Raw genomic sequence first — 14,417 nt, 5'->3', positions numbered from 1 at the left:
TCTCATAGAAAGTATCTATGATAGGACTCAGGCCCGACCAGGAGACACGCCATAGCCAAGCCCGCTCATTTCTCGCCGAAGGCACAACGATTGCGGCGGATCAGCCTGCGACAACTCATCTACCTCGTGGAGCTGAAACGATGCGGCGGGTTTGGCCGTGCCGCAAACGCTCTGGCCATCACCCAGCCGACGTTGAGCCATCAGATCGCGCAACTCGAAGAAACGCTTGGCGTCGTCTTGGTCGAACGTGGCGCGCGCCTGCTTCGGCTGACGGCCCGAGGCGAATTGCTCGCAGCGCGCGCGAGCCGCATTCTCGGACTTCTGGACGAAACGATTGATCTTCTCGACAGTCACGACGACAAGAAGGAGCTTCGGATCGGAATTCCAAGCTACATGTCCTATCCGGTCGTTACAGAACTGCTCGCTTCCTTTCGCGCGGTAGCAAGAGACGCACAGCTATTCCTTATAGAAATGACGGCGGAGCAGATGAGCGACAAGCTCAACGAAGGAGAGATCGACGCCGGCTTCCTGTCGCTGCCCACACCAGACCGTCTGCTGGATGAAATGATATCGCTGCCGATATGGGAGGCGCCTTACCTCATTTGTCTCCCGAAGCGCCATCCCTTTGCCGGTAAGCCGGTGCTTCATGCCGAGGATTTGGAACAGCTGGACATCGTCCTTGCTCCCCGGGAATATCATCGAGCCCATTACGATCATCAGCTTGAGGCGCTGCGTGCGCTCGGCATTGCGCCACGGATCGTCCATGCCGATGTGGCAACGACGCAGTCGCAGATGGCATTGACGGCCGCGGGCGTGGGAGCATGCCTTCTCTCTGAAGGGGCAAATCCGATTCTGAACGAGCTTGTTCTGAAGAGAACCGAGCCCGTGCTATGCAATCACAGGCTCGCGCTTTTCTGGTCACCTGCCAATCGCAACGCGCTCTTGGAACGTTTCGTCGCAGAAGCGCGGCTTCGACCGGCGCGAAAGTGAAGGGGATCGTACATCACGGATCGAGGTTACTCCGGCCTACCATTGGCCATAGTACGCTGTGACCTCGAAAGATTAGGTGCGTTTCATTGTAACGTCCTCGCAATAGACAACCCATTTGGGTCGCTAGCAAGTCGCACTTCATCCTTGAACGCACTCCGCCAACGCATAAAGTCAGATATTTAACATTATGGAATTAACAATTGGTATTATTGTAATATTTCTCCAAGATTTGGTCCCGATTGATCGGGCGCTCGTCAAGACAGGAAATGGAACCATAGCGATTCCCACCGAAACCAGAAGCTTTTCACGTTGCTCCGTTGCTTCGCTTGATATGCCTACCGTTCCTGCACCGCCTGCGATGTCACCACGACGATCGGCGGAAGAGGTCGCCTCCCAGGCCATGTGGGAGAGGTGAGTGCGTGAATTTCGAAAGCATAACCGCAGAGTTGGCCGTCTTGGTATAGCTCGATAAGCAGGATCTATTCTGGTTTACTCATATCCGCAGGCTATCTGAACCTGGTCGACGGTTTATATCCCTCCAAGAGCTTAGACAATGGATATTGCGATGATGGACCTCCGCGCGGGAGCAAAATTCATTAAGTCTGGCCCTGGGGGCGATCGAAGGTTGGCGTCTGAGGGATGGTCGCACCGCGACGTGTTTGTTTCAGGGTGCGGCTCAGGTTATCACGCGCGAATATCGTATATTTTTAATATTACATATTGCTAATTCAACCTGCTCTATATACTCTCCGAAATTGTAAAATGTCATTTATGTTCTCCTTAATCGTGCTGCCGGATGGCCCGGACGGGACACATAAGAGAGTGTCTCGGTGCCACTGGCAGGCACATCGTTAGAGGCAATTTGGGGGTGTCTATGTCCTTTTTGTTGCAGGGCAGCTGGACGTACAGAAGCTACCGAAACGATCCCGCGCTCATCGGGGACGATGCGCAGAAGGCGCTTCAAAATATATTCGGTGAAGGCGTGTTCAATCTTGCGGTTTCGGGCGGGAAGGTGACCGGTACGCTCGATATGGGCTCGGGCTACCTTCTTGATCTCACCGGAGCCGTGGTGCCGCTGGAGGGCGGGGAAATTCGCATCGAGATTGTGGGTGCCGGGCGATCGGGGACGCCAACGGCAGGTTGGCAATACGACTATCATGGTACGAATGCCTTTGCCTGGCCTAACGGCGTCAACCAGGTCCCGGCCTTTGTCGGCTCGGTCATTCGTGCGAAGCCGCATAACGGGTCTCCCGCCGGTTATGTCGCTTCCTTCATCGCCGTCAGGCAAGCCTGACCAGGAAGCATTTAAATTCAGGATTGAGGTTGCCGGCTTGTTTGCCGCGCTCTCTGCACCGAGGGGCCGAACGCGCGGGGCGAATTGGCGTCGCGGATCCCGAAGATTCGGCCGATATATGGGACACATGCGATGTCGGTGAACACGATGGCAATGGGGTCAATCTGGCGAAATAGGCTGGAGATATCGGCGGCCCGTGCGGCTTGCAGTTTCTCGATGCCAGCTTTCGGTCAGCAGGCGAAACCACTCTTTTCCAACCCCCCGGTCCAGGAAGAAGCGCATCCCGGTGCGGCACCGATGAGCCGGTTACCAACGAACGGGCTTAAGAAGTCACAGGCGGGGGTGTCGACGTCAGCGCGCCCGGGGCGGCCGATCGGGCAGGCGAGACTGTCGCCCCGTAATATCTTGGCCCGAAGGGTGTCTGGAAGGACAGGCTATGGTGAATAGCGTGATCAGCAATCCCGCCGCTTCCAGGCCAAGCCCGCCTCGTCGGCCTGTAAGATCCGGATCTGCGCCAGATATGAGCACTTCATCGGCCACTATGTCCTGCATTGCCATATTCTCGATCATGAGGACCAAGGGATGATGCAGAACGTCTGCATCGAATTGTCTGATGGCGGTGGTGGCGCGAATTGCGCGCGACTGCTGCGCCCCACCGACGGTCCGCAACCGGCCTCCATGCAGCATTGATTTTAGACAGGAAAAGTCTTTGAACCCAAGGGAGAGTAAAATGAGCATCACACGCAGATCTGTCATCGTTCAGGGCGGCGTTATCGGGGCGGGCCTGCTCGCCAGCGGATTGCCGGGCATGAAGGCGTTCGCACAGATACCGCCGGTTCCATGGCGGCGTTCACTTCAGGGATTGGCCTGGAACGATCCGATCGTGGCGACCTATCGTGATGCAGTGCGCCTCCTCAAGGCGGCTTCCCCCGGCGAGAAATTCACCTGGATCAAGCTATCGGAAATCCACGGCAGTGATGCCGGCTTCAAATATTGCCCTCACGGCAACTGGTATTTCCTGCCGTGGCATAGGGCCTATACGGCGATGTACGAACGCATCGTCCGACAGGTAACCAAGAACAACGATTTCGCCATGCCGTTCTGGGACTGGACCGCCAATCCGTATCTGCCGGAAGTGTTCACCATGCAGAAGACGCCTGACGGTAAGGATAATTCCCTTTATGTGCCGACGCGCACCTGGCCGTCCACGCGGCCAATGCCGCCACAAATCGTTGGTCCCGATGTTTTGAAGGCAATCCTTGCGGCCACGCCGTTCGAAGTCTTCGGCACCAGCCGTCCCCGTGGTCAGAACTCGCTCGATCCGTCGTGGATCGTCGGCGGCGGCGGCACGCAGGGGATATTGGAAGCCACACCACACAATCAGGTCCATAACAATATAGGTGGTTTCATGCCAACCGCCTCGTCTCCGCGTGACCCGATCTTCTTCATGCATCACGGCAATATCGACCGCATCTGGGCGACCTGGAATCTGCGCAACGGCAACAGCAACGATCCGCTCTGGACCAACATGCCGTTCAACCAGAATTTCTACAATGTCGACGGCAGCTTCTGGTCTCCTAAAGTGTCCGACCTCTATGTCCCGGAAGAACTCGGATATACATACGGCTTCCGGAACTACTTCAAGGTTGCGACTGCAAGCGCCAAGACGCTGGCCCTGGATGACAAGCTGTCCTCCGTCATTGCGGCGACAGCGCCCGAGGTTGCGGTCGCAGGCTTGACGACTGTTTCGGCAGACAACAGCAAGGCGGCAACGACGAACGCTCCGCTTTCATTGCCGATCAAGCTTCCCGCCGGCGCGTTGCAGAGTATCGTCAGCCAGCCCCCTTTGCCCTCGGGGATGGACATGATGGATTTCGGCGCCGCGCAGGAGCAGGCGGCTTCCACGCCCCGGGTGCTTGCATTCCTGCGTGATGTCGAGATTACCGATCCCAAGACGACCAGCGTTCTCGTCTTCCTCGGCAAGCGCGATCTCACGGCGGATACGCCCGTTACCGATCCACACTATGTGGGGTCCTTCGCTGTTCTCGATCATAGTGGCGAGCATCACGGCGCCCACGGCCATCGGCCGCCGCCCTCGTTTGTTCTCGATCTTACGGATGCGATCCAGCGGGTCTATGGTGCAGGGAATGCGGATGCCGAGGCCATCGACCTGCAGCTGGTCCCCGTCGGAGCGGGTCAAGGCAAGCCGGGCAGCGCCAAGCCCGCAAGGCTCGAAATCGCCATAGTGGCCGCCTAGCATTTCGACTAGGCTGGATAACGGAGAGGTCGATGCGCTATCATCGTTGGGTGCTTATCGCCATTTGCGCGGCGGCATTCTCGATGTTGCGCGTCGCCAGCCCGGCTTACGCCAATGAGGACGCTATGCAAGCGACTGTCGACAAGCCGGTTACGATAGCCATTGCTGGCGCGGCGCAGCACGCGCCAGTCGATGGCCGCAAACGGATTGTCGTGACCGTCAACGCGTATGAACCGTCAACCGCGGGACCTGTGACAATGGTTGTTTCTGTGCACTGCGGCGACGTGCTGAGGGAAATTGGCCGCTTTGGTATTTTTCCAAGCGAAGCTTTCTCTGTGTCACGCAGCGGCAACTCGCAACGCTTCGGCTTTCCGCTGCCCGACGATGCCGTGTGTCGTCAGGTGCGAACGGTAGAAATAGGCCTTGAACCTCAGACGGGTGATGGGATGGGCGCCACTATTACGATCGGTGGCGCAAGCATCGAATAAACTTGTCTGCCGAGGTGCTACGACGACTTTTGACTGTTGCGCGGTTCGTTCGGCCCTGTTGTAAGACGGAGTCGGCTGCGAAAATGTAACGGGCGTGTGGAGTATTTCACCGCTCCGTCTGCCTCTGGGAACACGCCACCGGCGCGGTGGGCCGGCAGAATGAGGTTTTCAAGTGAACGGACAGGGTGATCCTGGCCGAGGGGCTCCTGAGGATAGACATCGCTGACTGCGAGAATGTGTCCGTTTCGGATACTGCCGCCATTGCATCGAAGTCGACAACATCAGCGCGGCTATGGTGAACAACCGCCGCAGCCTTTCGCATTTTTGCAAAGTCTTCGGCGGTAAGGAAGTTTCGGATGTCGGATGTCACCGATGCCATGACAAAGGCGACGTCCATAGCAGAATGTCAACCGGCGCGGAATGTTGCTTCTAGTTAACTGCCAAACGGCACCGGAGCCGGGCGGATAATTGGTCCGCCCGGCGATCGCTCAGTACTGAGCGACACCACCATCGACGTGGATCTCGATACCCGTGATATAGGCGCTATCGTCAGACGCAAGGAAGAGGGCGGTTTTGCCCATATCCTCAGGAGTACCCATACGTCCGAGCGGGATTGTGCCGGTGATTCCTTCGTATGCTTCTGCGGGAATAAGCCCTGACAAGCCAGGCGTCAGTGTGTGACCGGGGCTCAGGACGTTGATGCGGAATCCGCGCTCCTTCGTATCGTTGATCCAGCCGCGAACGAGATTCCGGACTGCTGCCTTAGTCGAAGAATAGACCGACATGTTCGGAATGCCCTTCGACGCGGCGATGGAGCCTGTCAGGATGATCGATGCGCCATCGCGCAAGACCGGCAACGCCTTCTGGAACCCGAAGAGAAGGCCGCGGACGTTGGTATTGTAGGTCTTGTCGAAATGCTCTTCGGTGATTTCGCCGAACTTCATGAACTCATAAAAACCGGCATTGAGGACGAGGACATCGATCTGCCGATTATCTTTCTTCACAACTTCATAGAGCCTGTCCAGCTCGGCGAGCTTCGACGCGTCCGCCTGCACCGCGATTGCCCCGTGGCCGATCGCTGCGACAGCGGTGTCAAGTTCGCTCTGACGGCGACCGGTGATGTAGACAAGTGCGCCTTCCGCCGCGAGTTGCTTTGCAATCCCCAGGCCGATGCCTGCGCTGCCGCCGGTCACGATCGCGACCTTGCCATCCAATTTCATACCCATGGAATTATCCTTCGAACTGATCCGTCATATCCCGCTTGTCGATCACTGATCCTTAGAGCGGGATGGTGCCCGGCGGGCGCCTGGCAATCAGATAAAATCAACAACCGAGATGCTGTAGCCGCGAAATCCGACTAAAGGTTATTCCAATATGGAATGCAGAATGCACCGCAACCCATTTCGACCACGGTTCAAGGCATCGGCTGGGAGATCGGCCGGACGGGGAGGGGCGACGCGCAAGCCCAAGCTATAGTGGATGCCAAATGAGTTGACATTCCCCTGAACGTGGAGGCTATGGACCATGGCTTTATGAAAAAGTCTGTTCGCCGACCGGGCGGCCTGCATCGGGCGGATGTGCGAAGCGATCGCCATCTCGACAGGACCCACAAATCCGTCGGAGACTATTGAAAGGTAAGCGCTGAGGACATCCGGGAGCGGCGGGATGATCGGCAGCCGGAACTGCGCCACTCATTTGGCTGAATGTCACACCGCAGCTTGCAAAGCCGATGCCTTGTGCAATTCCACGTCTGTCAGGACTGGCCGGTTGCTTTATCGTCGCGTTTCGCCGGCTCTGTTAGCGGGGCGAGCTTCCCCGATCCGTCTTGTCTTCACCTCAGCAGGCACCGTTTTTCCGATGTCCGAGTGCCGCCCAGAGGGGTGGAAAACGGGTCGATGACCCGTCTCCCGGCATTGCCGCGTCATGCCGCAGGCACGAGCGCGATAACTTTCGCTATTGCACGTTTGACTGCCGGCCTGCCGTCGATCTCGCCGTACCAGCGCGCGATGTTCGGCCGTCCGTCGAAGTCGATGCCGGCAAAGTCGCGGCGCCACAGCCAGCCGAAATGCACGATGTCAGCAATCGTGAACTCGTTGCCGGCCGCGAACCTTCTCTGACCAAGCAGACCTTCGAGGACAGTAAGGACACGTTCCGACTCGGTTTGGAAGCGCGCGATTGCTAGCGGCATCGGCTCGGAGGCCTGGTGCTTGAAGAAACCGAGCTGCCCGAAAGCCGGGCCAATCCCGGTCAAATGGAAAAACATCTGCTCGAAGACCCGGGCGCGGCCTGCGCCATCCCTGGGAAGCAGCTTGCCTGTCTTTTCGGCAAGGTAGACGAGGATGGCACCTGACTCGCTGATTGTTAGCGGTTTGCCTTCCGGGCCATCGCTGTCGACCAGGAGCGGGACTTTTCCGTTGGGATTGATGGCGAGATAGTCGGGCAGTTTCTGCTCGCCGTTCCTCACATTGACGGGTTTCAATTCATAAGCGAGCCCAAGCTCCTCAAGAACAATAGGAACGCGCACGCTGTTGGGCGTGGCAAAGGCGTAGACTGCGATCATGGTGGCTTCCACTCCAGACGGTTGGTAACGGGACGCTGTTGCATCGGGTACGAAACCGTTATTTGCGAATGTCCGCTTGACGAAGAAAGCCACGATAGAGACATATGCGTCATTCCAAGGAGGAATGACGCATGAACCGACTTGCCGCCATGGACGCATTTGTGCGTGTCGTTGATACCGGATCATTCACGGGTGCCGCGCGGCTGCTGCGCATCGGGCAGCCGGCCGTTTCAAAGATGATCGCTCAACTGGAGGAGCGGGTGGGCACCAAGCTGCTGTTGCGGACGACACAGGGTCTGACGCCGACGGAGGCCGGTGAGAATTTCTATGAGCATGCAAGGCGCGCTGTCGAACAGGCCGATGAGGCCGAAGCAAAGGCACGGGGTTCGGGCGCTGCTCTGAGTGGCCGGTTGCGTATCAGCGGGGCGGTAACATTCGCAAGGCTCCACGTCGTGCCGCTGCTGCCCAAATTCCTGGCGATGCATCCCGATCTCGATATCGAAGTGTTCATGGATGACCAAAATGTCGATCTTGTGGAAGCGGGCATCGACGTCGCGTTACGGATGGGCGATCTGCAGGATTCGTCGCTCACCGCCCGAAAGATCGGCAAAAGTCCACGGGTGGTCGTGGCTTCGCCGCGCTATATCGAAACCTCCGGAGAGCCCGCGTCTCCTGCGGACCTCGCCGCACATCACGCTGTCGTTTACGATCTACGCAGCGGTGGCACGGTTTGGAATTTCAGCCGAGGTTCGGTTCAAAGCGCTGTGACGATCAAGGGACGTATTAGGATGAACGCAGCCGAGGGTGTACGGGAGGCTGTCTTTGCGGGGATGGGACTGGCCGTTGCCTCCGAATGGATGTTTGCTCCCGAACTCGCCTCGGGCAGGGTTCGACGTCTCCTGGAAGATTGGGATCTTCCGCCCGTCGATCTTTGGGCGGCCTTTCCAAGCGGACGCACGGTAAGCAGCAAGGCAAGAGCCTTTGCCAGCTTTATCAAACAGGAGTTGGCTTCCAAATTCAGTAACGGAAGCGACTTGACGGTCGACTGACGGCCAAGCAGCTTAGGCTCAAGGCATATCTTGCCTAGGTGTTCCGATACGACTGATGCCCTACTGATTTTGGTCTTCCAGTCGCAACCATATTCCGGACCGGAATGAACGCTATTCCATTATCGGCCTTACCTGTAAGTCTCTGTCAGCTACATTTTGCTGCAGCAATGCCTCTTCAGGCTCGGTCTCAAGGACCTCAAAGCGGACATTACGCCTTCAACAGCCAGCAGAAAGACATGACGAAAGTCGCGATTTACCTTCAACTGAAGGCAAAGGCTGGCATGGAGAAAGATGCCGCCGCGTTCCTGATGAGTACTCTTAGTCTGCTGTCGTTTGGCATTTAATTGTAAGAATGTGCCCGTTCCGGCCGGTCATGGCATTTAATTTGAGATTCTTCGGTGCGATTTTCGACGCTTGACGCTCCCGGATTCGGAAATAACTTTTATGACATTAGGTATTTTCAGCTGAATCTTGGCCGTAGATGGTCATCTTTTCTACGGCCACGAATCTCACATTAGGTGCCAAAATCGAACCCAGGATCTCAGATTAGGGGCCCGATCTCAATTTAGGTGCCGCCCTATCTTGTTGAAATTATTGGATGCGGAGTCTTGCGATTAAATGCAAACAATCATTATGCGGATAGTGCTGGCTCGCCGCCTCTGGATGAATTCGGCGCCGCGGCAGGAATTGCTAAAGCCGATGGGCGCTTTTTATTTCAGACCGCATATTTCGCAAGTAGTAGGTCGACGGCGCCGTCAACGACTCGCTCTACATCGATATCGCTTCCGCCGCATCCGGCCGCGATCAATTCGGGCCAAAATGTTTGTCCGGTTATAAGTGCCAGGAACTGGTTCGAAGCGATTTCGACGTCTTCGATCTTTAATCTTCCGGCATCGGCTTGAAGGCGAAGGTATTCTTCCAGGCGCTTTAGAAATGGACCCTTCGCCTTTTCGAAAACGGTAAGTCCGAGATTTGGAAATCGCGGCGATTCGGAAATAATCAGACGATAGATCGCCTGCATGTCGGGAGTGCGCAAAAGCTTTGCATAGCTCACACCCATGAAGCGCAGGCCAACGGAGGGGTTCTCGCTCAATGCCCTTCCCGGGCAGGCCGGCGGGATCGCCCAGAAATCCTCGACCATTGCTTCGAAAAGGGTGGCTTTCGTTGGAAACCGCTTGAACAATGTCGCGGTGGATACGTCAGCGAGCTTTCCGATCTGCTGCAAAGACGTTCGTTCGTAACCCTGTTCGAGAAAAAGCTCCATCGCGGCACGGATTACCGCCATGCGCTTTTCTTCTTTGATTCTCTGGTGGTAACCGCCGTCCATGGTCAAGCCTCAAGCAATCCTCGCACGCCCAGTCCTTTGGCGCTGATGTCGTGCTTATACCTCGCAACATTTGGTAAGTCACTCAGCTTGACATCGAAAAATTCCAAATTATGTGTAGTAAGTCACTTAACTTATAATCTGGCTGCGCAGTTTGCAGCCTTAACCTTGCTCAAGGAATGATCTCATGACAGTTCCAGTTGTTTTGATTACCGGCGCGCTCACAGGCATAGGCCGTGAAACTTCCCGCGCCTTTGCCCGCCATGGTGCGGCAGTTGTGGTTTCGGGGCGAAGGGATGATGTCGGTCTCGAACTTGCCAACGAACTTCGAAGTCTTGGCGCTGAGGCCGAATATATCCGAGCCGATGTGCGTCGCGATGAAGAGGTGAGATCCCTCATTGACCAGACGGTGGCCCGTTTCGGCCGCCTGGACGTTGCGGTCAACAATGCCGGCACGGAGGGTACTTTCGGCCCGATTACCATACAAACGGAAGAAAGCTATGCGGCAACGTTCGATACCAACGTGCTAGGAACGTTGTTGAGCATGAAGCACGAACTGCGTGTCATGCAGCAGCAGGGATCGGGAAGTATCATCAACGTCTCTTCCGTGCTTGGAAATATTGGCACCGCCAATGGTTCGGTCTACGTCGCAAGCAAGCACGCTGTTGAAGGCCTGACGAAATCCGCCGCACTCGAGGTGGCCACGACAGGCATTCGCGTCAATGCAGTCGCGCCGGGTCCGATCGACACTGGCTTCCTTGACAGAGTTACAGGTGGGGCCAAGGAGCGTATGGAGTACATGAAAACCTACGCGCCGATGCGTCGCGTCGGTCAGTCGGAAGAGGTCGCGGCTGCAATCCTCTTCCTGGCGTCGCCCCAGGCCGCCTTCATAACGGGCACGTCGCTCGCCATCGACGGCGGTAAACTCGCCGCTTAGTGCTTCGCCGGCTTATGAAAGGCTGATCAGATGGTAAAGACCGCCATCTGATCCCTTCTAAAGGGGCGAGTCCGCCGTTCAAGCAATCGCGCCTATGCGGAGGACCGCTATGATACTGAAATCACTCTAGATGCCTGCAGTTTTCCCGTCGCTTCTTGCTCCGGCACCAGTCCTTGCGGAACACGCATATTCGCCGGAAGAGTTGAGAAACAGGGAAATCGTCCTCGCCTTTTACCATAACGCTCTCAACGAGAAGGATTTTGACGCAGCGTCAAAATACCTCGGCACCTGTATCCAGCACAATCCAGTCTTCCCAGGCGGTCCGGGGAGCTTGCACAAGTTCATCGGCTCTCTGAAGAAGGACGATCCGAACTCAAGAAGCCAGATCGTCCGCGTCATCGTCGATGTCGACAAGGCGGCTTGGCTGTCAAATTCAGTTGCTGGCGTCTGCGGTATCGTCCAGTTGGGAGCAGCTTGAGAATTTCGGGAAACTTGCCTGATGTAGGGGCACACGTTCGATGCCGATGATTACCTCGGAGAATCAGCAAGCCAATCATCTGATACTTGCAAAGGCGTCCCGATTGCAGCCAAGAACCCTTATTGAAGACGGGATGGTGGTGATTCTACCGGACGAAATCGCGAGATTTATCGCGACAGCCCAAGAATATATCGAGCACTAAGCTATCTCCCGACAACTATCTTTCAGATTTGTCCGATCCGACATTAACGTGCATCGCATCACACTTCTGGCTTCGATCTGGAATGAGCAATGGGAGCTTGTTGCAAATTCACAACATTTGATTGAATTGATATTTATCCGCAGACAATTTTGAAGTTTTAGTGTGGGCGGGAATTGCGATGAGCGGTCGAATAATAGTACTCAAAAATAGAAAAGATCGACTCTGAGTTGTATAAAACAAGCCCCTATTGAAAACGGCTATGATCTTGCAACCGATTCGAGCTCGGCGAGGGAATAGGCTAGGGCTTTTAAGTGTTGCAAAACGTCGTTCTATCAAAGCTGCAATGCATAAAAGCATCCAGCCTTATTTTCCTCATGTTGTTGTTGGGGATGTTCTTTGGCGGTGAAAGTAATGCCTTTGCGGCTTGCTCATCTTCACAGACTGCGACTGTTGCTCAGAGCGGATTTGTTACTTTCAGTTGTTCCGTGATCGGCTTTGAGACGCCACCGATCACGGCGCCATCGCATGGAACGTTGGATTTTTCTCAGGATCCTAAAGTTATATATCGCAATAGCGGTGACGGCGCGTCATCGGACACTTTCGCTCTGCAGGATGATGACGCTAGCACGATTATCACATTCAATATTACGATTACCGGTGGCTCTGGTAGGGCGTCGATAACCACTCAGCCTGGGAATGTGTCTGTCAACGCAGGTCAAAACGCGACATTCAGCGTGGGCGCCACGGGCGCGACAAGCTACGTTTGGCAGTATACTTACGAAGAGCCCGCTTGGAGCCCTGTATCGACAGCCGATTTTCCAGGCGCTACCGGTATAAACAGCGCGACCGTATCCATCCCGACTGATGCGGATATGAATGGATTGCGTGTTCGCGCCATTGTGAAAGGGAGCGATGGTGTTGCCGTTGAGTCCTCGGCTGCGACGCTCACCGTAACGGCTTCCGCTCCGACGATTACCTATTCTCCGGCCGCTCCCGCAGCCGCGACGGTCGGCGCGGCGTATAGCCAATCTATCGCGAGCGCGAGCGGCGGCGCTGCGCCTTACACCTATACGATCACCAGCGGGACGCTTCCGGCTGGCCTTTCGCTTGCCTCGAACGGCACGATCAGCGGCACAGCCACGGCGGCCGGTACCTTCCCGATATCGGTCAAAGCAACCGACAGCTCGACAGGCAGTGGTCCTTTCAGCTCGGCCCCGGCCCCCATAACGATTACGGTTGGCTCTCCGGTGATCGTGCTGAGCCCGTCGGCGGGCGCGCTTCCGGGTGGCACGGTCGGGTCTGCCTACAGCCAGACGGTGTCGGCCTCCGGGGGCACCAGTCCGTACAGCTATTCGCTGACGGCAGGTGCGCTTCCGGTCGGGCTCAGCCTCAACAGCTCGACCGGCGGGATTACGGGCACGCCGACGGCCGGCGGCACCTTCAACTTCACGATTACCGCGGCGGACAGCTCGACTGGAACCGGCGCACCCTTTACGACATCCAACGCTTACAGCATCACGACCAGTGCGCCGACGATCACGATTGCGCCTGCGACATTGGCGGACGCGCCGATCAATCATGCCTACAGCGAGACGCTGACGGCGTCCGGCGGCATCAGCCCCTATAGCTTTGCCGTAACGACCGGTTCTCTTCCCGCAGGTCTGACCCTGTCGCCAAGCGGCCTGCTATCCGGCACACCGACGGGTGCCGCTACCACAAACTTCACGGTCACCGCCACCGACAGCTCGACCGGAACGGGGCCTTATACCCAGTCCAAGGCCTATAGTCTGGTGACAACGGCCAATCCACCGGTCGCTGGGAATACAACAGCTGCAGTTGCAGCCAACTCCTCAGCCAATCCGGTCACGCTCAATCTGACAGGCGGAACGGCGACCGCGGTTGCGATCGCAACAGCGCCCAGCCATGGTACAGCGATCGCCTCGGGTACTGCGATCGCCTATACGCCGAACCCGGGCTATGTCGGGTCCGATAGCTTCACCTATACCGCAAGCAACATTGACGGCACGTCTGCGGCTGCGACCGTCAGCGTTACCATCAATGCGCCGACGCTTTCGATCGGTCCGGCATCCCTGCCTGCCGCGGCGATTGCGGCCTCCTACAATGCCACCGTCACCGCTTCCGGCGGCACGTCGCCCTATAGTTATGCGGTGACGGCCGGTTCTCTGCCGGCGGGTCTCAGCCTCAACGCATCGACGGGCGCCATCATCGGCTCGCCGACCGCAGGCGGCGTCTTCAACTTCACCATCACGGCGACGGACAGCTCCATAGGCACAGGCGCACCCTTTACCGTCTCCATCGCCTATAGCTTGAACGTCGCAGCGCCGACCATGTCGATTTCCCCGCCGACGCTGCCAAGCGGCACAATTGCTGCACTCTACAACGAGACGGTGACGGCCTCTGGCGGCAGCACGCCCTACAGCTATGCGGTTTCGGCAGGCGCGCTGCCGGCGGGATTGACACTCAACACCTCGACGGGCGAGATTGCCGGCACGCCGACGGCGGGCGGCAACTTCAACTTCACCATCACCGCGACAGACAGTTCGACGGGAACCGGTGCGCCTTACACGGCATCGCGCCCCTACACGCTGACGATTGCCGCCCCGACGCTTTCGGTGACGCCATCGACGTTGCCGGGTGCGGCGCTGAACGTGGCCTATAGCCAGCCGCTCACCGCCTCTGGCGGCACCAGCCCCTACAGCTATGCCGTGACGGCGGGCGCCCTGCCACAGGGCCTGACCTTGTCGTCCGGCGGCTTGCTTTCCGGCACGCCGACATCGGCCGGCACCTTCAACTTCACCGTCAGCGCAACCGACAGCT

Annotated in this window: 12 protein-coding genes and 1 pseudogene; 9 read left to right on the top strand and 4 right to left on the bottom strand. The window is 57.2% G+C overall.

Annotation, left to right across the window (positions count from 1 at the left end; all coding sequences use genetic code 11):
- Positions 1 to 90: 90 nt before the first annotated feature.
- The 5 genes from HGP17_RS14560 (at position 91) to HGP17_RS14540 (ending at position 5,029) form a co-directional block, all read left to right on the top strand.
- The gene (locus HGP17_RS14560) at positions 91 to 990 is read left to right on the top strand and encodes a LysR family transcriptional regulator (protein WP_168810112.1); all 900 of its coding nucleotides are present in this window, start codon (positions 91 to 93) and stop codon (positions 988 to 990) included.
- A gap of 874 nt (positions 991 to 1,864) precedes the next feature.
- Entirely contained in the window at positions 1,865 to 2,284 is a 420-nt protein-coding gene (locus HGP17_RS14555) for a hypothetical protein (RefSeq protein ID WP_246704098.1), read from the top strand.
- A gap of 501 nt (positions 2,285 to 2,785) precedes the next feature.
- Entirely contained in the window at positions 2,786 to 2,974 is a 189-nt protein-coding gene (locus HGP17_RS34020; protein WP_168810878.1) for a multicopper oxidase domain-containing protein, read from the top strand.
- Between the two features lie 40 nt (positions 2,975 to 3,014).
- On the top strand, positions 3,015 to 4,541 hold the full coding sequence (locus HGP17_RS14545; RefSeq protein WP_168810110.1) for a tyrosinase family protein: 1,527 nt from the start codon (positions 3,015 to 3,017) through the stop codon (positions 4,539 to 4,541).
- Positions 4,542 to 4,573: 32 nt separating this feature from the next.
- Positions 4,574 to 5,029: a hypothetical protein gene (locus HGP17_RS14540; RefSeq protein ID WP_168810108.1), complete on the top strand. Its 456-nt coding sequence runs from the start codon at positions 4,574 to 4,576 to the stop codon at positions 5,027 to 5,029.
- 131 nt (positions 5,030 to 5,160) lie between these two features.
- Here the strand turns inward: HGP17_RS14540 and HGP17_RS14535 are convergent.
- The 3 genes and pseudogenes from HGP17_RS14535 to HGP17_RS14525 form a co-directional block, all read right to left on the bottom strand.
- A pseudogene (locus tag HGP17_RS14535) lies at positions 5,161 to 5,414 on the bottom strand (NAD(P)-dependent oxidoreductase); the annotation flags it as partial.
- A gap of 103 nt (positions 5,415 to 5,517) precedes the next feature.
- Positions 5,518 to 6,255 carry an SDR family oxidoreductase gene (locus HGP17_RS14530; RefSeq protein ID WP_168810106.1) on the bottom strand — a complete coding sequence of 246 codons (738 nt, stop codon included), beginning with the start codon at positions 6,253 to 6,255 and terminating at the stop codon, positions 5,518 to 5,520.
- A gap of 695 nt (positions 6,256 to 6,950) precedes the next feature.
- Complete coding sequence (locus HGP17_RS14525; protein WP_168810104.1) at positions 6,951 to 7,589, bottom strand: glutathione S-transferase family protein; 639 nt, start codon at positions 7,587 to 7,589, stop codon at positions 6,951 to 6,953.
- Between the two features lie 131 nt (positions 7,590 to 7,720).
- Between HGP17_RS14525 and HGP17_RS14520 the strand changes: the two genes are divergently transcribed.
- On the top strand, positions 7,721 to 8,638 hold the full coding sequence (locus HGP17_RS14520) for a LysR family transcriptional regulator (RefSeq protein WP_168810102.1): 918 nt from the start codon (positions 7,721 to 7,723) through the stop codon (positions 8,636 to 8,638).
- A 715-nt stretch (positions 8,639 to 9,353) separates the two neighbouring features.
- Here the strand turns inward: HGP17_RS14520 and HGP17_RS14515 are convergent.
- On the bottom strand, positions 9,354 to 9,923 hold the full coding sequence (locus HGP17_RS14515) for a TetR/AcrR family transcriptional regulator (protein ID WP_205925990.1): 570 nt from the start codon (positions 9,921 to 9,923) through the stop codon (positions 9,354 to 9,356).
- Between the two features lie 226 nt (positions 9,924 to 10,149).
- Here HGP17_RS14515 and HGP17_RS14510 point away from each other — a divergent pair, with 226 nt between their 5' ends.
- The 3 genes from HGP17_RS14510 to HGP17_RS14500 all read left to right on the top strand — a co-directional run.
- Positions 10,150 to 10,899: a glucose 1-dehydrogenase gene (locus HGP17_RS14510; RefSeq protein WP_168810099.1), complete on the top strand. Its 750-nt coding sequence runs from the start codon at positions 10,150 to 10,152 to the stop codon at positions 10,897 to 10,899.
- Positions 10,900 to 11,029: 130 nt separating this feature from the next.
- Positions 11,030 to 11,377 (top strand): hypothetical protein, encoded by a 348-nt coding sequence (locus tag HGP17_RS14505; protein ID WP_168810097.1) that lies wholly within the window; start codon positions 11,030 to 11,032, stop codon positions 11,375 to 11,377.
- A gap of 1,074 nt (positions 11,378 to 12,451) precedes the next feature.
- A partial coding sequence (locus HGP17_RS14500) for a putative Ig domain-containing protein (RefSeq protein ID WP_205925989.1) occupies positions 12,452 to 14,417 on the top strand: 1,966 nt, incomplete at its 3' end.

Origin of the sequence: Rhizobium sp. P38BS-XIX, assembly GCF_012641435.1 — a bacterium.
Classification (GTDB): domain Bacteria; phylum Pseudomonadota; class Alphaproteobacteria; order Rhizobiales; family Rhizobiaceae; genus Rhizobium.
This window is presented reverse-complemented; position numbering and strand designations above follow the sequence as displayed.